Source organism: Nocardia sp. NPDC001965 (assembly GCF_053594175.1).
The window spans coordinates 1-20,637 of record NZ_JBSFDZ010000043.1 but is presented as its reverse complement, the minus strand read 5'-3'; the positions used below and the strand labels follow the sequence as shown (position 1 = coordinate 20,637).

Below are 20,637 nucleotides of genomic sequence, written 5' to 3'. Positions count from 1 at the left end.
CGCCCGACCACTCGGCGGCGGCCGCGAGGCGCACCTCGCGTACGTCCCGCCCGCCGCGGCCGAGCCGGTGCGGTCAGGCTGTCGGCGCCAGGGCGTCCGCGCCGGAGCCGAGGTGCCGGGCGAGGAAGCCTGCAGCCCCGCCACCGAGTTGTCGGATTCCGCGCGCACCACCCGCGCATCGTTCGCGCCCTGGATCACCAGCAGTGGCGTGCGGATTCGGTCGATATGGTTGATCGGCGACCGGGCCGCAGAGGTTCAAGTCCCCTCGCGTACCTCCCATGGTGACCTCGGCTATCGGAATCCCGAATCCCCGGCGAGCCCGTCCGGCGTGCCCGGTCAGAGCTGGCGTAGTGCCCCTCCGTCGACCGCCCATTCGGCACCGGTGACTTGCCGAGCGAGCGGTGACAGGAGGTAGGCGACGACGGGCGCCACGTCGTCGGCGGCACCGATGCGACCGCTGGGGAGCCTGCGCACATTGCGGACGAAATGGTCGACAGCATCGTCGGCGGGCAACCCGAACCGTTCGCCGAGCTGCTCGGCGAAACCTCCCGGCGCGTCGAACAGAGCCGTTCGGGTCGGGCCGGGTGAGACGACGTTGGAGCGCACTCCTTGCGGGCCGAATTCCGCGGCCAATGCCTTGGAGACCGACAGCAACGCGGTTTTCGCGGCGGCGTAGTCGACGATCGGTGGGTCCGGGAGTCGTGCCGCCTCGCTGGCGATGTGCACGATGCTTCCCGCGCCGATTTCGAGTAATGCCGGTAGCGCCGCCTTGGTCATTCGGACGGCCGAGTGGAAGTTCAGCTCGAAGCCGCGCCGCCATTGCTCCCCGGTCACGTCGAGAAACCCTCCGCGCGAGGTCAATCCGCCGACATTGTTCACCAGGCCGTCGAGCCTGCCGTGGCGCCGCAGCAGGGTGTCGACGATACGAGCGGGGGCATCGGGATCCGTTACGTCGGCCGCGATGGCATGAATGCCGGAACCGAGGTCACTGATCGGATCGGCGTTGCGCGCCACACCGACGACGGCTGCCCCTTCGGCGGCGAGCAGTCGGGCGGTGGCGGCTCCGATACCGGCGGAAGCGCCGGTGACGAGGAAGACTCTGCCGTCAAGGGTCAAATCCATAGCTGTAGTTCGCTTTCTCGTTGCGGGACGCTGGTCAGATCAGCGGTAACAGCGCCTGGGCCATCGCCCGGTAGCCGGCGTCGTTGGGATGCTTGTGGTCTCCGCTGTCGTATGCGGGGTCGAGTCGTTCGGGGTCTCCGGGGGCTGCGAGCGCGCGATTGAAGTCGACGACGGCGTCGAACTCGCCGGACGTGCGGATCCAGTGGTTGAGTTCACGGATCTTGGCAGCGGATTCGGGGGTGTAATACTCTGCGCCCTTCATCGGCAGCAGAGTGGCGCCGATGACCGCGATTCCTCTGTCGTGTGCTTGCCGGATCAAGGCTCGCTGGGCATCGATGAGCGTGGCCGCAGACACCTTCGGATTCGGTTTGTAGGAGGTCACGTCGACTTCGCTGAAACCGATATCGTTCAAGCCCTCCAAGAGCACCATGGTGCCTACGCCCGGCTTGTCCAGCACATCTCTGCCGATGCGGGACCAGGCACTGTCGCCGAACCAGGACGAATCGTGCAACAGGAGATTTCCGCCGATACCGGAGTCGAGCACCGGGCGCGGTCTACCCACATCCACCAGGTGTTCGGCCAGCTCGTCCGGCCAGCGGTTGTCGGCGTCGACGGTGGAGCCGAAGCCGTCGGTGATGGAGTCACCGAAGGCAACGATGCCCTCGTTGCGATCCGGTGTCGTGCCGCGTCCGCGGACCTCGACGTCGGTGAGGTAGTACAGCGATTCGGTGGTCTCGGTGAACGCCCTACCACTGTCGTCGGACAAATGGTCACCGCCGGCGCGGTAGCTGGTGGCATAGGCCTGGTCGTGGAAGGTGGCCGAACCGGTGCGTTGCTGCAAGTAGAGGGTGACGGTCAGCTTCTGGAGCCGATCCACGTCCAGGCCTACCGAGTCGCTCGCGCGTGCGTCACCCACGCCGATGACCGCAGACCGGTCGCCGTCGAATGTCAGCGTGCGTGCGGTCCCCGGCACCTGGCCGCCTTCGGCGTCGGCCAGGGCGATCGTGGCGCCGGTCACGCGCAGCGGGGATGATCCGTACCGATTGGACAGCCGGATACGGACCTCGTCGCCGGGCGCGCTGACCCGGATCACCTGCCGGAGCGTGTGGTCCTGAAACCCTTCCTCGCTCCAGTTCTTCTGGAAACTGTTGCTCGGGCGTTGCGGGGCGGCGGTCCACGCGGCACTCCACTGCGTGTGCATATCGACGGGTTGCGGGCCGGCCGAGCCACATGCGGCAGCCGTCACGGTGACGACGAAAACAGCAGCGGCAGCGGCGGCCCGACGGAAGGTGAGTGAGTGCATGGTGTGCGCGTCTCCTGGATCGGTTCGAATGGAACTGAACCAACTCTCGCGACCGCTCTGAGCTCGAACAACAGCTATCTGCTGAAGTATCGTGCAGCTTTGCTGAACGTTGGAGGACACCATGGAGCGCCAGGAGCTGGAGGCCCTACTGACTCTGGCCGAGGAACTACACTTCGGCCGCACCGCAACCCGGCTGGGGGTCTCACCGAGCCGGGTCACCCAGATCATCCAGAAACTGGAACGACGCGTCGGCGCTCCACTCGTCGAACGAACCAGCCGCCGCGTGGTCCTGACCCCGATCGGGGCGCGGCTGTGCGAGGACCTACGACCCGCACATCGGATGATCGAAAGCGCGTTCGCCCGAGCGGTTTCCGCCGGCCGCGGTGTCAGCGGCGAGCTCCGCATCGGCTACTCCAGCCCCCAGGCCGTCCACCTGGTACTCGCGGCCAAGGAAGCTCTCCGAACCACCCACCCCGACTGCGCAGTCAGTATTCAAGAGATCCAGCCCTCTGATCCCTACGGCCCGCTGCGCGGTAACCAGGTCCATATCCAGGTTACCGAGCTACCCGTGGACGAACCCGATTTCACTGTCGGCCCTGAGCTGTTCACAGCCGACCGCGCCCTCCTGGTACCCAGTGACCACGCGCTCGCCCACCGCGCCTCGGTATCACTGGAAGATCTCGCGTACACCACCCTGCTGACCATCGGCGGTGTGGCCCCTCAGCACTGGCTGGACTACCACTTTCCGCGCTATACCCCGTCCGGACGCCCGATCTCCCACGGCCACGCCGCCATCTCCTGGCAGGAAATCCCGTTCCTGATCGCCGAAGGCGCCGGGGTATCCATGGCCTGCGCCAGCGCCGAATCGCACGTCGGCATCCCCGGTGTCACCTGGATACCTCTCGAAGAGGACCTGCCGATCAGATTCGCGGCCATCTGGCCACGGCAGGGCACCAATACCCTGCTCCGCACATTCGTGACCTGCCTCTACGCGACTGCGGGCCGACCGCTGCCAACTCTATCGGGAATCGACCTGTGAGTTCCGAATCCGGACGCGAGTGTAGTTCTCCGTCACTGATTCCGTCCGGTCGGTGACCACCGCGAACGTATCCAGCACGAAGTTGCGGAAAGCATCCGATGCCTTTGTGATATGCGGCTCGGTCAGCCATGCGATAACGAGTGCCGCTCGGCCTGGGCTCCCGATATCGGGATCTCCCGGCAGCCCCGTCCCACCGCCACGTGCTGATCGGAATGCGGGAGTATCGCGACGCCGAGACCGCCGCGACGATACCCCGGGCGGTCATGGTGTCGGCGATATCGAGCCACGATGCCAGATAAGCGATCCGGGTCCCGTCCGGCGAAGATGGAGGCGGCCGTACAGACGGGTGGCCCGAAGAAGTCCTCCACGGTGACGAATTTCGGCCGTGCCATATCGCTCCTTCCGACTCTCGTGGGCAGACGACCGCGACCGGTGGTGGCGCCACTGTGGTGCCCCACTTACCGCGGCCGCGGTGTTCGATGACCTACGCCAGGAGACTCCCGGCCGCAACGGCACAGTCGACGGCGATATGGAGAGATGCAGGTCATATCCAAGGGACGGTTCGCTTCGTCGGCCGACGGGAATTCGGGCGCCGGGATACGCATGCTTGACTGTGCCGCTGCGGCACAGTTCAGGCTGGTATCGAGCCGGCGCGTTCGCGGCGGCGGAAACCGGAGCGGAGGAGCGTCATGACGTGGAGTACCCGTCAGCTCGCGGAACTCGCGGGCACGAGCGTGCGCGCCGTGCGCCACTACCACGACATCGGCCTGCTCGAAGAGCCCGAGCGGTCCTCCAACGGCTACAAACGGTACGGGGTGGCGCACCTGCTGCGTGTGCTGCGGATCAAACGACTCTCCGATCTCGGGATACCGCTGGCACAGATCGCCGAGATGGGTGAAGGCGACGATTTCCCCCGCGATGCGTTGCAGACCCTGGACGCCGAACTGGCGGGCACCATCGATCGGCTCCAGCGCATCCGGGTGGAACTCGCCCTGATCCTGCGCCAGGGCGCCTCCACCGATCTCCCGCCCGGTTTGGGTCCGGTCAACGCCGTACTCACCGACGCCGATCGCGACTTCACCGTCATCCTCACCCGGGTGCTGGGTCCCTCCGGGCTGGGTGCGCTGCGCGGACTGCTGAACGAACAGCGCACGGTGCCCGCGATGTCGGAATTCGACGATCTGCCCGCCGAGGCCGACGAGACCACCCGCAGCGATCTGGCGCAACGATTGGCCCCGCATGTCGGCGAGCTGACCGCCGCGTATCCCGAGATCGTCGCTCCCGCGACCGATTCGCCGGTGGGCGCGAGACGCGCGGCGGAAACGGTCGGCAAAGCGCTGCGCGATCTCTACAACCCGGCCCAGCTCGACGTCCTGGTCCGGGTCAACCAGCTGCTCGAGGACGCGAAATAGCCGAACCCGGACGGGAACCGACCCGCGCGGTTCGTGGCTGCACCGGTGTGGCCCGGACCGCTCAGCGATGACTGCGGTGGGCGGTCTCCGGGCCGGCGAGGCGCAGGCGTTCGAGCGCCGCGACACTCGCGGAGCCCGGTGGCGGCGTGAAGAGGCGGATGCGCTGATCCGCGGCCTGGGTCTGCAACACCTCGAAGTCGAATTCGATGGCTCCGACGGTCGGATGCCGCACCCGGAACCGGCTGTTGTGGCGAACGGCGACCTCGTGCCGCTGCCAGAGCTCGGCGAATTCCGCACTCGCCGTCTCCAGCCGCTCGATCAGCGAACCCGAGAGCTGATCGAGGCCACGACGGGTAGCGGCGGCACGCAGATCCGCGACGTGTGCGCGGCCGAGGCGGTCGTGGTCTCCGGCCGGATACGCGGCGCGTACGGCGGGGTCGGTGAACCAACGCCACACGATGTTGCGGTCCGGTTCCTCGATCGTGCACACACATCCGAACAGGGCCTCGGCCAGGTCGTTCTGCGCGAGCAGATCGCCCAGATCGGTGAGGAGCTGAGCCGGGGTGTCACCCAGCCGGTCGAGGAGGTAACGCAGGGCCGGCCGGACGGCGTGTCCGGCGCGGGCACCTGCGGGCGGATGGTGGCCCGCCAGCAGGTAGAGGTGATCTCTTTCGTCCTCGGTCAACCGCAATGCCCGGGCGAGTGCGGCCAGGAGTTGTACCGACGGCTGTGAGCTGCGTGCCTGTTCGAGTCGCATCACGTAGTCGGCCGATACCCCGGCCAGCTGGGCCACCTCTTCGCGGCGCAGCCCGGGCGTCCGCCGCCGCGGCCCGGCGATCAGGCCGGCCTCCTGCGGCCGGAGTCGTTCCCGGGAGCGCCGCAGGAAATCCGCCAGGCCGGCGCGGTCCATCTTCATATCTTCCATTCTGGGTGCCGCGTTCGGCAGCCGGTATCGCGGACGCTGGGAGCGCCGATCCTAGGGAATGCGCTCCTCTCCACATCGCCGCGGGTCGCAGGCACTGTCGGTGGCGACAACGAGGAGAGGGAAGAGCCGTGAAAGAGATCGAAGTGGGAGCCACCTACGTGCCGTACCGGATCACGGGCCGCGGACGACCGCTCGTACTGGTACACGGGACCAATTCGGGTGCGAAATCCTGGGACGGGGTGGCTGCGGCATTCGGCGACTCGAGCACAGTGGTGCTGCCGAGCCTCTCGGGTAGCGATACGGCACGCGACGACGGGGGCCGAATCACGGTCGATCTGCTGGTCGAGCAGATCGCCGCGGTGATCTCCGACGTCGGGGCGGGGCCGGCCGATGTGGTGGGGCATTCGATGGGGGCTCCGGTGGTCGCCGCGCTCGCCGCCGCGCGGCCCGAATCGGTGCGCAGCCTCGTACTGGTCGCGGGTTTCGCCGGACCCGGCGACGAATACTTCCGCCACGCGCTGACCGTCATGCGCGATCTCGCCGGGGACGCGGCCACTTTCGCGCGTTTCGCGATGTTGCACGCCTTCAGTCCCGAGCATCTGGCGTCACTCGACCCGGCGGCCGTGGCGGAACTCGCCGCGGCCTATCGGCCGGAACCCGGCCGGCTCCGGCAGATCGATTTCGACCTGCGACTCGACGTCCGCCATCTGCTACCGAGAGTGCAGGCGCCCACGCTGGTGATCGGATGCGCCCGGGACACGATGGCTCCGGTGGCGAATTCGCGTGAACTGGCCGCCGCGATTCCGGACGCCGGGTATGAGGAATTGGATTGCGGGCACATTGTGATGGCCGAGCGGCCGGGGGAGTTCGTGAAACTCGTCCGCGATTTCATCGGCTGACACCGTCCGAGGTGAGCACTCACGATGAGGCGAGGTCGCCCGCTGCCGAACTCACCTGCCGGGACGCCGTTCTCGCGCCGCGACGGTGAGGCACGAGATCTGCTCCACCGTCCCGATTTTGCCCGTGAGCAGGTCGAATATCGTGTCAGCGGGAGTATCAGGCCGCTGTCAGCCCGGTGTCAGGCGTGCCCGCGACAGTATTCACATGAGCACAGCCAGTGAGCCTTCCGGACCACGGCGGCCCGCTCTGAGCGATCGGATACCCGGGTGCGGCCCGGGACCTTTCGGCCGTTCGTCCATTCGCACCACAGCTTCGAAGGAGTACATCACCATGTCCATCACCCTCACCGACCAGGACAAAGCCACCGTTCGGACCGCCGCCTACGGTGCCGTATCGCTGATGTCGGCTGCTGATGCCTCCGGTTCGCCGCACAAGGCCGCCACCCAGGGTTCCCTCGCCCTGTGGTCGGCGACCGGCCCGATCGGCCACGTACTCGCCGCGAAATCCAAGGATATCGAGTTGAAGGGCCGGACCGTCGCCCAGCTCGCGGACCGGGTGCTGCCGGCCTTGACCGCGGCCATGAGCCTGCTGAAGGAGCAGGATGCGGCCGAGGCCGCCAACTTCCGCAGCACCGTGCTCGTCGCCGTCGAAGCGGCCGCCCGGCCCGGCCAGGGCGCGCCGAGCCCGACGCTGGTCGAGATGACCCGCAAGATCACCGCGGCTATCGACGCGGCGTGAGGGGAGGAATCCGGCCGGGATCGTCCGGCCGGATCTCCACATGTGCCTCCGTCGCGGATCGGGCGAGTGCCCAGGCGGCGAAACCGGCGAGAGCGTACAGCGCCCCGCCCAGGCAGGAGGCCCACCAGCCCCACCGCGTGTACGCCCAGGTCGTCGTGATCGCGCCGAGCGCCGAGCCGAGCGAGTAGAAGGCCATATAGGCGCCGATGACGCTGCCGGATCGGTCCGGATACGCGGTGGTCAGGAGATGCTGACTGCTGACATGTACTGCCTGGACAGCGAAGTCGAGCGCGACGATCCCCAGCACGAGCAGCCACAGGGTCGGCTCGGTCCGGGCGATCAGGAACCACGAGACCGCCAGTAGCGCGAGCGACCGGCCGGTGATCGACTGTGCGCGACCGGTATCGGCCCATCGGCCCGCCCGGGTGGCGCCGAGGGCTCCGGCGAGCCCGGCCAGACCGAAGAGCCCGATCTCCGTCGTGCCGAATGCCCAGGGTTGCGCACCGAGCGGTAGTGCCAGGCCGCTCCAGAGGGTTCCGAAGGAAGCGAAGAGGAAAAAGGTGATCACGCCGCGGCTGCGGAACAGCCGGTCCTGTGCGAGTCGCCCCATCGACGCCAGCACCCGCGTATATCGGCCGCCGGAGGTTCTGGGGTCGGGTCGAAGCCCCATCCGGACCGTCACCGCGAGTGCGACGCAGGCAACTGCGAGCAGGGCGTAGACGGCGCGCCAGCCGACGGTGTCACCCAGAATGCCGGCCAGGACTCGGATACCGAGGATGCCGATCACCACTCCCGAGGTGACCGCACCGATATTGCGGCCCCGGTCCCGCGGTGGAGACAGGGCCGCGACATAGGCCACAGTGACCTGTACGACGACCGCGAACAAACCGGCCACCGCCAGCCCCACCACCGCGACTGCCGCGTTCGGCGCGACGGCCGCGATCGTTGCACCCACCGCGGTGAGCAGTAGGTGACCGGCGATCAGACGGCGCCGGTCCAGGATGTCGCCGAGCGGTACCAGCAGGACCAGCCCCGCGAAGTACCCGATCTGCCCGGCCGCGACCAGCCATCCCAGCGACTCCGGCGCGAGTCCGAGGTCGGATCCGGTCTCCTCGAGGACCGGCTGGATGGCATAGATCGTGGAAACCGCAACGGCGCACACCGTGGCGAGGACGAGCCGCTGTGACCCCGCGACTTCCATACCCACCTCCAATTAGTAGTAAATCGAAACCAATCGAGCGTATGGCAGAATGGTTTCGAATTGCAACTGATCGTGAAGGGGAATCGATGGCACCCGGGCTCGGCGCCGACCGCGACTGGACCGATCCCACCTGTCCCGTGGCCCGGACGATCGACCTGGTCGGGGACCGGTGGAGCCTGCTCATTGTGCGTGACGCCATGGACGGCGCGGCGGCGTTCACGGAGTTCCGGCAGCGGCTCGGAATCGCGCGCAATATCCTCGCCGACCGGCTGCGCCGTCTCGTCGAGCACGGAATCCTCACCACCAGTGCGGCTCCCAGCGGCAAACGGCAGGTCTACGAACTGACCGCCGCGGGTAAGGACCTGTTCACGACCGTCGTCGCGCTGCGGCAATGGGGCGAACGGCACGCCTTCACCACCGGCGAGGCCCATTCGACACTCACCGACCTCGCCGGCGCCGAACTCGCGGAACTGACCCCGCGTAACCGGGCCGGTGAGCTGCTGGGCGCCGAGACGACTCGGGTGCGACGAGTCGGGTCCGGATGATATCCGCAGCATTGCCGCCGTGGTGCTCGGCGGCGCGCTGCGGGAGTGCCCGGTACGCGCTTGCCGGGCTGTCCGGTGCTGCATACGGTGGCGGTATGGCCCTGATCGAGATCGACGACCTGCCCGCGCCGACCATCGGCGTGCTGCGCCGGCGAGCCCGCGTGGCCGGGATATCGGTGCGGGAGCAGGTGCGGCGGGAGGTGATCGCGACGGCGCAGCGGCGGTCCCCGCTCGACGACGTGGTCGAATTCCTGCGTGCCGAACGGCCGGAGTATCGGGAGGCCGAGATCGATACCGGGACGATGGCGCTGATCCATGCCGACAACCTCCCGGCCGGCGTATGGGGTGTGCTCACCGGCCGGGCCGCCGCCGCGGGACTTCCGCTGCGCGCCTATGTGCGGTCGGAATTGAACGCCGTGGCCCGCCGTGGCTCCGTCGACGACGCGCTCCGCGAGATCGACGAGGCGCTCGGTGGGAATCCGGACGGGATCGTCGATATGGCGGAGGTCGCGGAATCGGTTCGGTACGCGCGAGCCCTCTGACGCGGGGGCCCGCCGCGTAGCGCCCGCGGTCAGGTCATCGAATCGATCCAGCGCTCCAGGCGGCGACCCTCGGCCGCCATCAGTTCCGGATCGCGCAGGGTGTTGGTCAGCAGCGAGATGCCCTGATAGGCCGCGATCAACGCGACCGCCGATTCGCGGGCGTCGGCACGGCCCAGTTCGGTGAACTGTTCTTCTGCCCAGTCGATGAGCGCGCGCATCAGCGCGGCGACCGGTGCGTCGAGGCCGTCGCCGCGCTTGTCCAGTTCGGAGGCGAGGGTTCCGGTGGGGCAACCGAATCGCACGGCGGTATCGCGCTGTTCGACCCACCCGGCGATGAGTGCCTTCAATCGCGCGCCGGGTGTCGGTAGTGCGTCGAGCGCTTCGATCAGCTCCGACAAGCCCTGTGTATGGGTTTCGATGGCGGCTTCGACCAGCTCGTTCTTGGTCTTGAAGTAGTAGTACACATTTCCCACGGGCACCTCGGCCGCGCGCGCGATATCCGCCAGCGTCGTTTTCTCGACTCCCTGTTCGTGCAGAACCGTGGCCGCGGCGGCGGCCAGCCGCTCCCGTTTCCCGCGGTTTCGCCGCTCCCGCTGCCCTGAGTCAGTCACCTGACTGACTATAGACGGATGGCGTCGGCCCGTGCTACGTTCCTCTCGAATTAAGTCAGCCAACTAACTCACTGGAGTTCTCGTGATCGTAGTCACCGGTGCCACCGGAAATGTCGGCAAGGAACTGGTCCGCATCCTCGCCGACGCCGGCGAAGAAGTGCGCGCCGTCTCGCGCGGCCTGCCCGCCGGCCTGCCCGCCACGGTGCGGCATATACCGGCCGACCTCGCCGAGCCCGACAGCCTGCGCCCCGTGCTCGACGGCGCCGACGCGTTGCTGCTGCTCGTAGCGGGCGAGGATCCGCAGGGCATTCTGGATGCCGCGAAGGCGGGCGGGGTCCGGCGCGTCGTCCTGATCTCCTCGCTCGGTGTCGCGACCCGCCCCGACGCATACCGGCATCCCGCTGTTTTCGAAGACGCGCTGCGCGAATCGGGGCTGGACTGGACTGTGCTGCGTTGCGGCGGACTGGATTCCAACGCCTTCGCCTGGGTCGAGCAGATCCGTACCGATCGGGTGGTCGCCGCTCCCTTCGGCGCTATCGGCCTGCCGACCGTCGATCCCGCGGATATCGCCGAGGTCGCCGCCGCCGCGCTCACCCGGCCCGGCCACGCGGGCGCTGTCTACGAATTGACCGGTCCTGTTGCGACCACCCCGCGCGAGCGGGCCGCGGCGATCGGCGACGCGATCGGCGAACCGGTCCGATTCCTCGAACAGACGCGGGAGCAGGCCCGTGCGCAGATGCTCACGTTCATGCCCGAGCCGGTGGTGGAGGGCACGCTCGCGATTCTCGGCGATCCGATGCCCGCCGAGCGCCGGGTGAGCCCCGATATCGAACGGGTGCTGGGCCGTGCGCCACGTCCGTTCGCGGATTGGGCCACCCGCAACGCCGACGCGTTCCGCTGATCCGCTGGGCACCCCGCCCGCACCGACTCCTTCGGAGATCTCCTGTGCCTGTCACCTCTGTTCTCGATTCGACGATCGCGCACCGCGAACGTGGCTCCGGTGCCCCGATCGTCTTCCTGCACGGCAACCCCACCTCGTCGCACCTGTGGCGCGAGGTCCTCCCGGCGGTCGGCCGGGGCCGGCTGCTCGCTCCGGATCTCATCGGTATGGGAGATTCCGGGAAACCCGATATCGCCTACACCTTCGACGATCACGCCCGGTATCTGGATGCCTGGTTCGCCGCGCTCGGACTCGACCGCGTGGTCCTGGTCGGTCACGACTGGGGTGGTGCGCTCGCCTTCGACTTCGCGGCCCGGCATCCCGGCCGGGTCCGCGGTATCGCCTTCACCGAGACCATCGTCAAACCGATGAGCTGGGCGGAGTTTCCGGCGGGCGGTCGCGATCTGTTCCGGGCGATCAAGACCGAGGGAGTCGGCGAGTCGATGATCCTCGACGACAACCTCATGATCGTGGAGGGGCTTCCCGGGACCGTCGCGGGCGCTCTGGACCCGGCCGACCTGGCGGAATACCTACGGCCGTACCCGACGAGGAGAAGTCGGCGGCCGTTGCTGCAATGGCCGCGCGCCATGCCCCTGGGAGGTGAGCCCGCCGAGATCGTGGCTCGCGTCGAGGCCTACGGCAGGTGGTTGGCCACGAGCGAGGACGTTCCGAAACTGCTCGTCGAATTCGCGCCCGGGCCCGGTGCCATGATGGGCCCCGCCCTGCTCGCCTGGTGTGTGGACAATATCGCCGCGCTCCGGGTTCAGCGCTATGACCTCGTGGCCGGGCACCACACGCCGGAGGACCGCCCCGGCGAGATCGCCGCCGCCGTTTCCGACTGGGCGGATCGGCACGGGCTGCGATAGGGATTCGAGGGCGCGAACAGTCGACCGGGCCGTGGAAGCGGGAGGTAGCGAAAGTAACGGGAGTAGCGAGAGTCCGGCGCCGCTCTCTGCCGGGGTTGGGCAGGAGCGACGCCGGAGTCGGATGGCCGCGCGACCCCTCATCGGTTGCGCTGACCGGATCGGCCGGTATGTGATCGACACACCGGATACGGATCATTTCGCCGGGGCGAACTCGCTTTCCGGCTCGCCCGGACGCCGGACCGCCGAATTGCGTTCGGGTTCCACGGTGAAGAACAGCATCGCTGCCGCACCGATCAGGCACAGCACGGTCATGACGATGAAACCGCCGTTGTAGGACCCGGTCTCGGAAACGATGAAGCCCATGACCGACGGCGCCACGATCCCGGAGAGGGCGAAGCAGGCGTCGGCGAAACCGGCTGCCGTACCGGGCTGGGTCGGGGCGGCGTCGATCGAGGCCACCCACCAGATCCCGCCGGTGATGAAGCCGAAGCCGACGCCGGCGGAGATACAGATCAGGGCGACAGTGAGGTTGCCGGGGAAGAACAGGATCGGGGCGATCGAGGCACCGGCGAGCAGGAGCGCGACACCGATGATGAGGAATCGCGACCGGATGCTCTCGGTGCGTTTGTACACGCGGTCCACCAGGATGCCGCCGGCGAGCGCGCCGACCACACCGGCCGCCCACGGTGCCACCGAGAAGCCGCCGACCTCCTTGATGGAGAGCCCGAATTCGTGTTCCAGGTACTGGGGAAGCCAGTACATGAAGGCCCAGAACATGAATCCCCAGGCGAAGTAGCCGAGTCCGACGAGCCACAGATTGCGGTTGCGCAGGATCTCGCCCCAGTCGACCTTCGACTCGTGCCCGCTGTCCTCACCGTCGGCCTGGCCCGATTTGATGTAGTCCAGCTCCTCCTTCGAGACGAAGGAGGCTTCGCTCGGGGAGTTCTTCAGGAACGGATAGGCCACGATCACCCAGACGATTCCGGCGACCGCGAGCACCCAGAACATGCCCTTCCAGGTGACCAGCTCGATCAACTGGGTGAGGATCGGCCCGCCGACCAGCAGGCTGCCGGATACCGCGACGCCGCCGATGAGAGCGAGCGCCTTACCGCGTTCCTGTACCGGCAGCCACCGGCTGGCGATCCGCGTCGCGGCCGGGAAGCAGGGCGCTTCACCGGCTCCGAGGATGATCCGCAGCAGGATGAGACCGATGAACCCGCCCGCGAACGGGGTCAGTGCCGTGGCCGCGGCCCAGATGAACATCCCCGCGATGAGGACGCGGCGCGACCCGAACCGGTCGACCAGCGGCCCCGAGAGCAGGGCGAACAGCATATAGCCGATCGAGAATGCGGAACTGATGATGCCGTACTGGCCGGTCGTGATACCGAACTCGTCCCGCAGATGGCTTGCTGCGAACGAGATGGCGCTGCGATCGACATAATTCACCACCACCAGGCCCAAAATGATGGTGATTGTCCACCAACGCGATTTCATAGCGAACTCCTCGGATAAAGCTGCCGCGGGTCAGATGACCCCGCGTGCCCGCAGGTCGTCGATGGCCTCGGGACTGCGCCCGAGGTGGGTGAGGACCTTGTCGGTGTCGGCACCGGCCGGTCGCCCGGTGTGCCGGATCGCCCCGGGCGATCGGGTCATGCGCCACATGACGTTCTGCATGCGCATGGGGCCGAGCTCGCTGTCCTCGACGGTGGTGACCATGTCGGTGGCGACGACCTGCGGATCGGTGAGCAGGTCGCTCGGACGGTAGACCGGTGCGACGGCCGCGCCGGCTTCTTCGAAAACACTCGTGACCTCGTCACGAGTTCGTTCGGCGATCCAGTCGCCGACGTATGTGTCGAGCAGGTCCGCGTGCTCGGCGCGGGTGCGCCCGGTCGCGAACCACGGCTCGTCGATCACCTCGGGATGCCCGACCAGCCGCAGCACTCGTTCGGCGATGGCCTGAGCGCTGGTGGAGATCGCGACCCAGTGGTCGTCCTTGGTGCGGTACAGGTTTCGCGGAGCGTTGTTCTGCGATCGGTTACCCGTCCGCTCCTGGTCGATACCGAGTTGGTCGGCGTAGATCACTCCGGGGCCGACCGCGGTCATGATCGGGGTGAGCAGGTCGAGATCGACCTCCTGCCCGGTACCGCCGTTGCGTTCGCGTTCGAACAGCGCCATCGAGACCGCCGAGGAGCCGGCGACACCGGCGATGGAGTCGGCGAGGCCGAATGCGGGCAGTGTCGGCGGCCCGTCGGGCTGCCCGGTCAGGTGGGCGAACCCGCTCATCGATTCGACGAGCGTGCCGAACGCGGGGCGTTTGGCGTAGGGACCGTGCTGCCCGAAACCGGTGACGCGCAGCATGATCAGTCCCGGATTGCGGGCGGACAGCTCCGCGTAGGACAGTCCCCAGCGTTCGAAGGTCCCCGGCCGGAAGTTCTCGATCACCACATCCGCTTCGGTGGCCAGATCCCGGAAGATCTGCTGGCCGTCGGGGGTGCTCAGGTTCAGGGTGACGGTCTGCTTGTTCCGGGCGACCATCTTCCACCACAGGGGTACGCCGTCCTTGTCGAGACCGTGGCCGCGCATCCCGTCCGGTTTCTGCGGGTGTTCGATCTTGATGACCTCGGCGCCGAAATCGCCCAGAATCTGCGCGGTCAACGGCCCGGCCAGGATGGTGGAGGCATCGAGGACCTTGAGGCCGCGGAGCGGTCCGGTCGGCTGCTTCTCGTCGTTCAACTACCGACTCCTCAGTACGGGCGCGAGATGTAGCGGCCCGCGGGCTCGCCGGTGACCACGCCGTCGGCCAGCACCCGGTTACCGCGCACGAAGGTGTCGGTGACCGCGGCGGTCAGCTCGAAGCCCTCGAACGGCGTGTACTCCTGAGTGGATTCGGAATCCGCGGCGCGCACAGTCCAGGTGCGGTTCGGGTCGACGATCGCGATATCGGCGTCGACACCCTCGGCGAGGCGGCCCTTGCCGGGCAGGCCGTAGCGGTCGGCCGGGTTCGACGCGATGAGCTGGGCGATACGCCGCAGCGACAGACCGCGTTTGCGCCCCTCGGTCACCAGGCCGGGCAGCAGGTATTCGGTACCGCCGAAACCGGATTTGGCCGCGAATACATCGTCGCGGTCCTCGCCGAACTTCACCTCGTCCTTGCAGCAGGCGTGGTCGGAGACGACCCAGTCGATATTGCCGGCGAGCAGGTGCTCCCACAGCGCCTCGACATCCTCGCGGGGACGGATCGGGGGGTTCACCTTGGCGCCCAGACCGTTCGCGTTGTCGATATCGGTGAGCAGGTGCCCGATGGTGACCTCGCGGCGGAAGTTCACGTGCGGGAACGCCTCGGCCATCTTCATGGCGGCCTTGAGCGCCTTGGCCGAACTCAGGTGCAGCAGGTTGATATTCGGCAGTCCGGTCTCGTCGGCCAGGAAGGACGCGATGGTCACGGCCAGACCCTCGGAATGCTGCGGGCGCGAGGCACTGTAGGCCGCGAGACCGCTGAGCGTCCCCTCCTGCTCGACGATCTTGGTGTAGGCGCTCATGATCTCGGCGGTCTCGCAGTGCAGCGACAGCGAGATGTGCTCGGCGAGTTCGGGGAACTGCTCACGGGCCTTCTGGACGCCCCGCATCACGAACTCGAAGTGCGCGATGTCGTAGCGCTCGTCGGAGGGGATCATCAGGAAATCGCTCTGCGAGGTGGACCGCCCGTGCAGTCCGTGGCTGCCGTAGAACATGAAGATCTTGAACGAGGTCACGCCCTGGTCCGAGGCCAGATCGGGGATCTCGCCGATATGTTCCTTGGACATCGGCGCCAGATGGAACGCGTAGTCGATATAGCTACGGCCCGCGGAGGCGTCGAGGACCTCCGGGAAGAAATCGGCGTAGGAGCCGCCCTTGTTCAGGTAGTACTGCCCGGTCCGCATATAGGTCAGCGCGGTGGTGACACCGCCCTGAGCGCTCGCGCGGGATTCGGTCTGCGTGTCCTCGGCCAGGGGGTTGTAGATGCCCCAGTGCTGGTGGGCGTCCACCACACCGGGGAAGACCAGCTTGCCGGTGGCGTCGACGATCTCGGCATCCGCGGACTCCAGGTTCGCGCCGATGGCGGCGATCTTGCCGTCGACGATCAGGATGTCCGCCGACTCACCCTCTTCGGGGGCCGAGCTGTCGGTGCGCACCACGGTGCCGTTCTTGATCAGGTACGAGGTCATTTCTTCTCCTGGCGAATATCCGGATAGGTGAAAATCTGTGGTCAGACGGCGACCGGACTGGTCACGTGTTCGGCGGCGAGATAGGCCAGCCCGAGCGCGGTGATGAGTCCGTTGCCGGCGAGGTAGCCCCCGGCGCCGTGGCCGGAGATACCGATGGCCGCGCCGCCCGAGGCGTAGAGACCGGGAACCGGTGTACCGCCGGTCAGCACTCGCGCGTGTTCGTCGACGACCAGCCCGCCCTGTGTGTGGAACAGCGCGGGGGTGACGGCGATGGCGACGTAGGGCGCGGCCAGGGCGTGGCGGTCGTCGGTACGGCCCTGCCGGTCCGGTTCCGTGCCCGTCGCCGCCCGAGCGGCGGCGACGAGTTCGTCGTCCAGTGCTCCGGCCGGTACGCCGATCCGCTCCGCGAGTTCGGTGGCGGTCGCGGCGCGGACCAGCGATCCGCTCTCGGCGACCGTGCGGAAATCGTCGAACACCGAGCAGAGCTCTTCGATGTGCTCATCGATGACGATCCAGCCGGTACCGCCGGGCTGCGCGGCGAGGATGGCCGCGAATTCCGAGTAGCCCGTGGTCTCCGGCGCGAATCGGCGGCCCGCGCTGTTCACGATGACGCCGCCGTGGACGACTGTGGCCCAGCCGAGAAGGGTCTGGCTGCGTGCGGAGAGCGCCGCGTGACCCTGGTAGGCGTCGAGGTAGCCGGTATCGGCGCCCAGGCCACGGCCGATCCGCAGCGCGTCGCCGCGGCTGAACTGACCGCCGTGATAGTGCGCGTCGGCGATCTCGGGGATCCAACGGCGGACCAGGTCGCTGTCGGCGCCGAAGCCGTTGGTCGCGAGCAGGACGGCGGGGGTGGTCAAGCGTTCGGTGTTCCCGTCGGGGGTGGCGATCTCGACCCCGGTGACCCGGCCGCCGGTGGTGAGCACCTCCCGCAGGCTCATCGGGGCGATCAGTTCGATCCGGGGGTGGGCCCGGGCGCGGTCGACGAGGTGGCGCAGCAGCCGGGAACCGTGCCGTCCGGGGATGGTGTGGCAGCGGTCGGCGCTGTGGCCGGGGTAGCGGAAGTCGGTGACCAGCTCCAGGTCGAGTTCCTGCGCATCGGCCAGCCAGGTGACCAGCGATGCGCTCGCTTCGGCCAGCGCGCCGGCGATTCGGGTATCGGCGGTGCCGCCGGTCTTGCGTTCGATATCGGCGAGGAAGCGGTCCGGGTTGTCCTCGACGCCCGCGGCCTGCTGCCAGCGGGTACCGGCGGCCGGGATCATCGCGGTGCACATCGAGGTGTTGTTTCCGCGCTGGAAGTGCTCGTCGGCATCGATCACGAGCACGTTCGCGCCGAGTTCGGCGGCGCGTAGTGCGGCGACCAGGCCGCCGCCCGCACCGGCGACGACGAGATCGAAATCCGGACCGTCCACGCTTCCTCCTATCATGTTCCGCTTAGCGGAACGCAAGAATGTGGTCCCCTGCACTATGCACGTTCGACAATCCGGACACAAGTGCCTGTTGAAACGATTAACGCTGCAGAAACTTGAACATGACCCGGTCGAGCGGCCTGGACAATCGTTTCGCTAAGCGGTACAACTTTGTTCAGATGTACTTCGGTCCCGCCCGGTAGCGTCGCCCGGCGGAACAACGAAAACCCCGCAGAAACGGAGCCACGATGGAGTCCTCCAGTGGAGGCACCACGTCTGCCGCGCGGGCAGCGGATGTGCTGCTCGAGTTCGGCCGCCGGTCGAGCGCGCTCGGCGTCTCGGAGATCGCCCGCTCGACCGGTATGTCGAAGGCGGTCGCCCACCGCATCCTGACGACCTTCGTCGAATGCGGTCTGCTGCTCTACGAGCCCTCGACCCGCCGGTACCTGCTCGGACCGGCGGCGGCGACGCTCGGCGCACGCGCACTGGACGTATCTCCGCTGCGGCGGATGGCCCGCGAGGCCCTGGTGGACCTGCAGCGCGCCACGGGCGAAACGGCGACCGTCACCGGGCGCCTGCCCGGGGGTCGCGTCTACCTCGATCAGGTCGAGAGTACTCAGGAAATCAAGATGACCGTCGAGCTGGGTCGCCGGTTCGACCTGCACAGCGGCTCGTCGGGCCGCATCATCCTGGCGCATCTGTCCGAGGAGGAACAGGAGGATCTGCTGTCGCGGCCGCTGCCCCGCCTCACCTCCACCACCGTCGTCGACCCCGATTCGCTGCGCGAGACGTTGCGCGCGGCGCGCGAGCGCGGCGTGTGCCGATCGACCGGCGAACGCCAGGAGGGGGCGGGATCGATCGCCGCCCCGGTGTTCGGGTCCGACGGCACGGTGATCGGATCGGTATCGGTGTGCGGACCGAGCTACCGGATGACCGAGGAAGCCTGCGATCGGTACGAGAGCGCACTGGTCGAAGCGGCGCAGCGGGTTTCGCGCGCACTGGGGCATCGGGTGCCGGAAAACGGTGCGGCGGTGACGCGATGACGCCGCGCAGCTGGCTCTACGTACCCGGGCATCGCGACGACCGCATCGGCAAGGCGATCGACAGCCCCGCCGACGCCGTGGTGATCGACCTGGAGGACGCGGTCCCGGTCCATGCGAAGGAGCGTGCGTTGGCCAACGCCCTCGCCGCTCTGCGCACCGCCCCGCCACAGCGGCGGATCTGGTTGCGGCTCAACGCTATCGGGTCTTCCTGGTTGGACAACGAAATCGCCGGACTGGCCGCCGCGCAGGTGGGGCCCGCCGGGGTACGCCTACCGAAGGCCGAGACACCCGAAGCGGTGGCGGCCACGACCGATCGGCTCACCTGCCAGGTCCACACCATCATCGAATCGGCCGCGGGCCTGCTCGCGGCGCCCGCGATCGCGAAATGCCATCCGCGGGTCACCGGAATCGCCCTGGGCGAAGCGGATCTGGCCGCCGATATGCGTACCGAGGCCGAAGGCCTGGCGTGGGCCCGGGGCTGGATCGTGACCGCGGCGCGGGCCGCCGGACTGGCCTCACCGGTCCAGAGCGTCTGGACCGCGGTGGACGATCCGGCCGGTCTGGCGGAATCGTCGCGCGCGGGCCGCGCCCAGGGGTTCTTCGGGCGCTCGGTCATCCATCCCGATCAGATCGGAATCGTGAACCAGGCCTATACACCGTCACCGGAAGAACAGAGCCGGGCCCGGCGGATCGTGGAATGCGCGGCCGCGTCACAGGCGGCGGGGGAATCCGCGGTTCTCGACGAGAACGGTGGATTCATCGATCCCGCCGTCGTGGCGAATGCCCGCGTGATTCTCGACCGGGCCGAGGCCACCGCAGTACGAGGAGTGAGAGCATGACCGAACAAACCCTGACCGCCGCGCCGGACGCGCTGTTGAACGCGGTGGTGAGCAGCGATGTCGACTACGTCGAGCTCGGGCACCCCTATACGACCGGGATGCCCTGTTCGCCCAACCATCCCGGATTCCGGATGACTCTCATCCGCCGGCACGGCGATATGGTCCGCCCGGACGGCGGGTCGGCGGCCAACGAGATCATCGTGACCGGTGGACACGTCGGTACCCACGTGGATGCTCTCTCGCATGTGAGCCACTGCGGCAAATTGCACGGCGATATCGATGCCGAGGAGGCGCAGCGCGGCGGCCGGTTCGCCGAACTGGGTGCGGAGACCATCCCGTTCATGCTGCGCCGCGGACTGCTGCTCGATGTGCCGCGAGTTCGCGGTGTCGACGCTCTCGAAGCGGGCCAGGCCGTCACCGAACAGGATCTGCGCGACGCCGCCGACGCCGCCGGGGTGACGCCGCGGCGCGGCGACGTCGTCCTGATCCGTACCGGCTGGGCCCGCCATTTCGGTGATGCCCAGCGCTACCTCGGCCAACAGGACGGAGTCCCGGGCGCCGATGTGGGTGCGGCCCAGTGGCTCGCCGCCGCCGGAATCGTGGCCGCGGGCGCGGATACCACCGCCTTCGAACATATTCCGCCGGGTAAGGGCCACAGTGTGCTGCCGGTCCACCGGGTACTGCTGGTGGAGAACGGGATCCACATCATCGAACACCTGAATCTGGAAGATGCGAGTGCGCGCGGCCTCACCGAATTCACCTTCGTGATGGCGCCGCTGCGCATCACCGGCGGCACCGGCTCGCCGGTCCGCCCGGTCGCGGTGGTCCCGGCGTGAGCGGGTCAGGCCCGGAGAAGGCAGCGCAGCGGAACCTCGCAGGGCCCCCGCTCGCGCCGCGGTCAGACAGCGTGAGCGGGTCAGGCCCGGAGAAGGCAGCGCAGCGGAACCTCGCAGGGCCCCCGCTCGCGCCGCGGTCAGACAGCGTGAGCGGGTCAGGCCCG

General features: G+C 68.1%; 20 protein-coding genes and 1 pseudogene. 11 read left to right on the top strand and 10 right to left on the bottom strand.

Features of this window, described 5'->3' with window-relative positions; genetic code table 11:
* Nucleotides 1-126 precede the first annotated feature (126 nt).
* From ACWCPQ_RS31120 to ACWCPQ_RS31110, 3 genes and pseudogenes are all read right to left on the bottom strand, one after another.
* Nucleotides 127-246: pseudogene (locus ACWCPQ_RS31120) on the bottom strand (alpha/beta hydrolase family protein); the annotation flags it as partial.
* 90 nt (nucleotides 247-336) lie between these two features.
* On the bottom strand, nucleotides 337-1,122 hold the full coding sequence (locus ACWCPQ_RS31115) for an SDR family NAD(P)-dependent oxidoreductase (protein ID WP_449905534.1): 786 nt from the start codon (nucleotides 1,120-1,122) through the stop codon (nucleotides 337-339).
* Nucleotides 1,123-1,156: 34 nt separating this feature from the next.
* Nucleotides 1,157-2,425 (bottom strand): SGNH/GDSL hydrolase family protein, encoded by a 1,269-nt coding sequence (locus tag ACWCPQ_RS31110; RefSeq protein WP_449905532.1) that lies wholly within the window; start codon nucleotides 2,423-2,425, stop codon nucleotides 1,157-1,159.
* A 121-nt stretch (nucleotides 2,426-2,546) separates the two neighbouring features.
* Here ACWCPQ_RS31110 and ACWCPQ_RS31105 point away from each other — a divergent pair, with 121 nt between their 5' ends.
* Together ACWCPQ_RS31105 and ACWCPQ_RS31100 are read left to right on the top strand one after the other, a co-directional pair.
* A complete protein-coding gene (locus ACWCPQ_RS31105; RefSeq protein WP_449905530.1) occupies nucleotides 2,547-3,464 on the top strand; it encodes a LysR family transcriptional regulator in 918 nt (305 codons plus the stop codon).
* Nucleotides 3,465-4,153: 689 nt separating this feature from the next.
* The gene (locus ACWCPQ_RS31100; RefSeq protein ID WP_449905528.1) at nucleotides 4,154-4,876 is read left to right on the top strand and encodes a MerR family transcriptional regulator; all 723 of its coding nucleotides are present in this window, start codon (nucleotides 4,154-4,156) and stop codon (nucleotides 4,874-4,876) included.
* Nucleotides 4,877-4,937: 61 nt separating this feature from the next.
* Here ACWCPQ_RS31100 and ACWCPQ_RS31095 read toward each other — a convergent pair whose 3' ends face one another.
* Nucleotides 4,938-5,786 carry a helix-turn-helix transcriptional regulator gene (locus tag ACWCPQ_RS31095; protein ID WP_449905566.1) on the bottom strand — a complete coding sequence of 283 codons (849 nt, stop codon included), beginning with the start codon at nucleotides 5,784-5,786 and terminating at the stop codon, nucleotides 4,938-4,940.
* Between the two features lie 143 nt (nucleotides 5,787-5,929).
* On the opposite strand from ACWCPQ_RS31095, the gene ACWCPQ_RS31090 reads away from it, so the two are divergent.
* Entirely contained in the window at nucleotides 5,930-6,700 is a 771-nt protein-coding gene (locus ACWCPQ_RS31090) for an alpha/beta fold hydrolase (protein WP_449905526.1), read from the top strand.
* Between the two features lie 331 nt (nucleotides 6,701-7,031).
* The gene (locus tag ACWCPQ_RS31085) at nucleotides 7,032-7,439 is read left to right on the top strand and encodes a hypothetical protein (protein WP_449905524.1); all 408 of its coding nucleotides are present in this window, start codon (nucleotides 7,032-7,034) and stop codon (nucleotides 7,437-7,439) included.
* Here the strand turns inward: ACWCPQ_RS31085 and ACWCPQ_RS31080 are convergent.
* Nucleotides 7,423-8,640 carry an MFS transporter gene (locus ACWCPQ_RS31080; RefSeq protein WP_449905522.1) on the bottom strand — a complete coding sequence of 406 codons (1,218 nt, stop codon included), beginning with the start codon at nucleotides 8,638-8,640 and terminating at the stop codon, nucleotides 7,423-7,425. The two genes, ACWCPQ_RS31085 and ACWCPQ_RS31080, sit on opposite strands and share 17 nt — an antisense overlap.
* Nucleotides 8,641-8,726: 86 nt before the next feature.
* On the opposite strand from ACWCPQ_RS31080, the gene ACWCPQ_RS31075 reads away from it, so the two are divergent.
* Together ACWCPQ_RS31075 and ACWCPQ_RS31070 are read left to right on the top strand one after the other, a co-directional pair.
* Complete coding sequence (locus ACWCPQ_RS31075) at nucleotides 8,727-9,185, top strand: winged helix-turn-helix transcriptional regulator (protein ID WP_449905520.1); 459 nt, start codon at nucleotides 8,727-8,729, stop codon at nucleotides 9,183-9,185.
* Between the two features lie 95 nt (nucleotides 9,186-9,280).
* On the top strand, nucleotides 9,281-9,727 hold the full coding sequence (locus ACWCPQ_RS31070) for a hypothetical protein (RefSeq protein ID WP_449905518.1): 447 nt from the start codon (nucleotides 9,281-9,283) through the stop codon (nucleotides 9,725-9,727).
* Nucleotides 9,728-9,756: 29 nt separating this feature from the next.
* Here the strand turns inward: ACWCPQ_RS31070 and ACWCPQ_RS31065 are convergent, their stop codons facing one another.
* Nucleotides 9,757-10,338, bottom strand: a complete 582-nt coding sequence (locus ACWCPQ_RS31065) for a TetR/AcrR family transcriptional regulator (RefSeq protein ID WP_449905516.1) — start codon at nucleotides 10,336-10,338, stop codon at nucleotides 9,757-9,759.
* An 82-nt stretch (nucleotides 10,339-10,420) separates the two neighbouring features.
* Between ACWCPQ_RS31065 and ACWCPQ_RS31060 the strand changes: the two genes are divergently transcribed.
* Entirely contained in the window at nucleotides 10,421-11,239 is an 819-nt protein-coding gene (locus ACWCPQ_RS31060; protein ID WP_449905514.1) for an SDR family oxidoreductase, read from the top strand.
* Nucleotides 11,240-11,283: 44 nt separating this feature from the next.
* Nucleotides 11,284-12,144, top strand: coding sequence for a haloalkane dehalogenase (locus ACWCPQ_RS31055; RefSeq protein ID WP_449905512.1), 861 nt, complete (start codon nucleotides 11,284-11,286; stop codon nucleotides 12,142-12,144).
* Nucleotides 12,145-12,336: 192 nt separating this feature from the next.
* On the opposite strand, the gene ACWCPQ_RS31050 is transcribed toward ACWCPQ_RS31055, so the two are convergent.
* From ACWCPQ_RS31050 to ACWCPQ_RS31035, 4 genes are read right to left on the bottom strand one after another with little or no spacing between them, the layout of a single operon-like run.
* Nucleotides 12,337-13,638, bottom strand: coding sequence for an MFS transporter (locus ACWCPQ_RS31050; RefSeq protein WP_449905510.1), 1,302 nt, complete (start codon nucleotides 13,636-13,638; stop codon nucleotides 12,337-12,339).
* Between the two features lie 30 nt (nucleotides 13,639-13,668).
* Nucleotides 13,669-14,877, bottom strand: a complete 1,209-nt coding sequence (locus ACWCPQ_RS31045) for a CaiB/BaiF CoA transferase family protein (RefSeq protein WP_449905508.1) — start codon at nucleotides 14,875-14,877, stop codon at nucleotides 13,669-13,671.
* A gap of 11 nt (nucleotides 14,878-14,888) precedes the next feature.
* Complete coding sequence (locus ACWCPQ_RS31040; protein WP_449905506.1) at nucleotides 14,889-16,349, bottom strand: dihydroorotase; 1,461 nt, start codon at nucleotides 16,347-16,349, stop codon at nucleotides 14,889-14,891.
* Nucleotides 16,350-16,390: 41 nt separating this feature from the next.
* Nucleotides 16,391-17,758 (bottom strand): FAD-dependent oxidoreductase, encoded by a 1,368-nt coding sequence (locus ACWCPQ_RS31035; RefSeq protein ID WP_449905504.1) that lies wholly within the window; start codon nucleotides 17,756-17,758, stop codon nucleotides 16,391-16,393.
* A 245-nt stretch (nucleotides 17,759-18,003) separates the two neighbouring features.
* Here ACWCPQ_RS31035 and ACWCPQ_RS31030 point away from each other — a divergent pair, with 245 nt between their 5' ends.
* From ACWCPQ_RS31030 to ACWCPQ_RS31020, 3 genes are read left to right on the top strand one after another with little or no spacing between them, the layout of a single operon-like run.
* Nucleotides 18,004-18,798, top strand: coding sequence for an IclR family transcriptional regulator (locus ACWCPQ_RS31030; RefSeq protein WP_449905502.1), 795 nt, complete (start codon nucleotides 18,004-18,006; stop codon nucleotides 18,796-18,798).
* The gene (locus ACWCPQ_RS31025; protein WP_449905500.1) at nucleotides 18,795-19,637 is read left to right on the top strand and encodes an HpcH/HpaI aldolase/citrate lyase family protein; all 843 of its coding nucleotides are present in this window, start codon (nucleotides 18,795-18,797) and stop codon (nucleotides 19,635-19,637) included. The genes ACWCPQ_RS31030 and ACWCPQ_RS31025 overlap by 4 nt, the downstream gene beginning before the upstream one ends.
* Nucleotides 19,634-20,473, top strand: a complete 840-nt coding sequence (locus ACWCPQ_RS31020) for a cyclase family protein (protein ID WP_449905498.1) — start codon at nucleotides 19,634-19,636, stop codon at nucleotides 20,471-20,473. The genes ACWCPQ_RS31025 and ACWCPQ_RS31020 overlap by 4 nt, the downstream gene beginning before the upstream one ends.
* Nucleotides 20,474-20,637: the final 164 nt, after the last annotated feature.

Coding starts and splice junctions, on each gene's coding strand:
- ACWCPQ_RS31115 (WP_449905534.1), bottom strand. CDS start 1,122: ATGGATTTGACCCTTGACGGCAGAGTCTTCCTCGTCACCGGCGCTTCC.
- ACWCPQ_RS31110 (WP_449905532.1), bottom strand. CDS start 2,425: ATGCACTCACTCACCTTCCGTCGGGCCGCCGCTGCCGCTGCTGTTTTC.
- ACWCPQ_RS31105 (WP_449905530.1), top strand. CDS start 2,547: ATGGAGCGCCAGGAGCTGGAGGCCCTACTGACTCTGGCCGAGGAACTA.
- ACWCPQ_RS31100 (WP_449905528.1), top strand. CDS start 4,154: ATGACGTGGAGTACCCGTCAGCTCGCGGAACTCGCGGGCACGAGCGTG.
- ACWCPQ_RS31095 (WP_449905566.1), bottom strand. CDS start 5,786: ATGGACCGCGCCGGCCTGGCGGATTTCCTGCGGCGCTCCCGGGAACGA.
- ACWCPQ_RS31085 (WP_449905524.1), top strand. CDS start 7,032: ATGTCCATCACCCTCACCGACCAGGACAAAGCCACCGTTCGGACCGCC.
- ACWCPQ_RS31080 (WP_449905522.1), bottom strand. CDS start 8,640: ATGGAAGTCGCGGGGTCACAGCGGCTCGTCCTCGCCACGGTGTGCGCC.
- ACWCPQ_RS31075 (WP_449905520.1), top strand. CDS start 8,727: ATGGCACCCGGGCTCGGCGCCGACCGCGACTGGACCGATCCCACCTGT.
- ACWCPQ_RS31070 (WP_449905518.1), top strand. CDS start 9,281: ATGGCCCTGATCGAGATCGACGACCTGCCCGCGCCGACCATCGGCGTG.
- ACWCPQ_RS31050 (WP_449905510.1), bottom strand. CDS start 13,638: ATGAAATCGCGTTGGTGGACAATCACCATCATTTTGGGCCTGGTGGTG.
- ACWCPQ_RS31040 (WP_449905506.1), bottom strand. CDS start 16,349: ATGACCTCGTACCTGATCAAGAACGGCACCGTGGTGCGCACCGACAGC.
- ACWCPQ_RS31030 (WP_449905502.1), top strand. CDS start 18,004: ATGGAGTCCTCCAGTGGAGGCACCACGTCTGCCGCGCGGGCAGCGGAT.
- ACWCPQ_RS31025 (WP_449905500.1), top strand. CDS start 18,795: ATGACGCCGCGCAGCTGGCTCTACGTACCCGGGCATCGCGACGACCGC.
- ACWCPQ_RS31020 (WP_449905498.1), top strand. CDS start 19,634: ATGACCGAACAAACCCTGACCGCCGCGCCGGACGCGCTGTTGAACGCG.